Origin of the sequence: Tolypothrix sp. VBCCA 56010 (genome assembly GCF_050875635.1) — a bacterium.
Lineage (GTDB): Bacteria > Cyanobacteriota > Cyanobacteriia > Cyanobacteriales > Nostocaceae > Hassallia.
Genome location: NZ_JBPAOH010000316.1, coordinates 1 through 2,197 on the forward strand (window position 1 = coordinate 1; position 2,197 = coordinate 2,197).

The following is a 2,197-nucleotide window of genomic DNA, read 5'->3' on the forward strand; positions in this document are numbered from 1 at the left end:
ATTGCTATTTCAAGTAACAAATTAACCTCAAAAGCTGAAGTTATTCGTAGTCAGCATGATTAGCGCTTATTTGTCTACTCAAATCTCACTAAAAGCCTGAAAATATGTTTTACACATACGCTACATAAACTTATAAGTATTTTTTTTAACTATTTAATTATTTTATACGTATTAACACTGAAAACAAATTTCAAATAATTTGTGTAAAACAAGTTATCAAATATACTAAAAATTACATATGTCAATTTTGTGTCAACTGGATGGAAAGGTTCCGACTGTTATTTATTAGTTAATATTTCTTCACGCTTCTGGGTGGAGAAATTCTGCCCCTTTTTTAGTTGATTATTTGGTTTACTGCTTTTGCTATAGGCGATCGCCTGCGAATCGCGTCAATATAATTACCATCATCTCCTCAACTCTTTAACAGCAATTCCCCAAAAAACGTTTAAGTTTGGCGATTTGCTTATTGGCTTTGGGATATCTTGGGCTTTAGTTATATTGGACGTACTCTTGAAAGAAAAAGATAGCTTTTACTAACTTTATAAGTTCTGTTTTTAGCAATACTATCGGTTTTGCTTTAGTCACAGGTAGTGCTATCGGTTATCGATTTTACATAAGTTGGGGAGTTTCGTCTGCGGCAGATAGCATATCGCGCAGTTTAGTATTTCTTACCTTTGGTAGTAGCCGCACGGTTACTGGGGCTGTATTAACTGAAGTATGAAAAAAAATCATCAACAAAATGTGAAGTTTAGCTTTTGTGTGTCAGCTGATTCTGATAACTTAGTTACATAGTTGAATTTACAATGCCTTCAAAGCTTCTTTATTAATTATTTTCTTATGGCGCTTATAGTTCAGAAATATGGTGGCAGTTCAGTCGGTTCAGTTGAACGTATTCAAGCTGTGGCACAGCGCGTATACAAAACTGTGAAAGCCGGAAATTCTGTTGTTGTCGTGGTTTCAGCAATGGGTAAAACCACCGATGGACTTGTCAAACTAGCGCACGAAATCTCAAAAAATCCCAACCGACGGGAAATGGATATGCTACTTTCGACAGGTGAGCAAGTATCCATCGCTGTGGTTAGTATGGCATTGGATGAACTCGGACAGCCGGCAATTTCTCTCACCGGGGCGCAAGTAGGAATTGTTACCGAAGCCGAACACACCCGCGCCCGAATTTTGGATATCAAAACCGATCGCCTAAAACGCCACCTCGAAGAAGGCAAAGTAGTTGTTGTAGCCGGATTTCAAGGTATATCCAGCTTAGAATCATGGGAAATTACAACTTTGGGACGTGGCGGTTCCGACACTTCAGCCGTAGCTTTGGCAGCCGCATTACGAGCAGATTATTGTGAAATTTATACAGATGTGCCAGGGATTTTGACTACAGACCCGCGTTTAGTTCCTGAGGCACAGTTGATGGAGGAAATTACCTCAGATGAAATGTTGGAACTCGCCAGCTTAGGCGCAAAAGTGCTGCATCCGCGTGCTGTGGAAATTGCCCGCAATTATGGCGTTCCCCTGGTGGTACGCTCAAGCTGGACAGATCAACCGGGTACTTGGGTAACTTCCCCAAAACCACAAGAGCGATCGCTGATGAATTTAGAAATTGCTCGTTCGGTGGATAATGTTGAATTCGATACCGACCAAGCGAAAGTAGCTTTATTGCGCGTACCAGATAAACCAGGCGTGGCAGCGCGGTTATTTGGAGAAATTGCCCGTCAAAATGTTGATGTTGACTTGATTATTCAGTCAATACACGAAGGCAATACAAATGACATTGCCTTTACCGTAACAACACCGATATTGAAGCGTGCCGAAGCAGTAGCAGCAGCGATCGCCCCAGCACTGCGAAGTAAAAATGGTGCATCGACAGAAGCCGAAGTCATGGTACAGCAGCAAATCGCCAAAATCAGCATTTCCGGCGCAGGAATGATTGGGCGTCCCGGTGTCGCTGCCCAAATGTTCATCACGCTAGCGGAAGCTGGCGTTAACATCCAGATGATATCTACCAGCGAAGTGAAAGTAAGTTGCGTAGTTGATGCCGCACAATGCGATCGCGCTGTTGCTGCACTGAGGGAGGTGTTTGAGATAGAGGATGAGGAGACAAGGGGACAAGGAGGACAAGGAAGACAAGGAGGAATTTCTCCCTTGTCCCCCCCCTCTCCCCCTCTCCCTCTCTCCCCCTCCCCCTCTCTCC

1 protein-coding gene is annotated in these 2,197 nt (G+C 43.1%); it reads left to right on the forward strand.

Annotated features, from left to right (window positions below; genetic code table 11):
• Positions 1-837: 837 nt before the first annotated feature.
• The coding region (locus AABK37_RS41110) for an aspartate kinase (protein ID WP_432557128.1) at positions 838-2,197 on the forward strand (1,360 nt) is incomplete at its 3' end.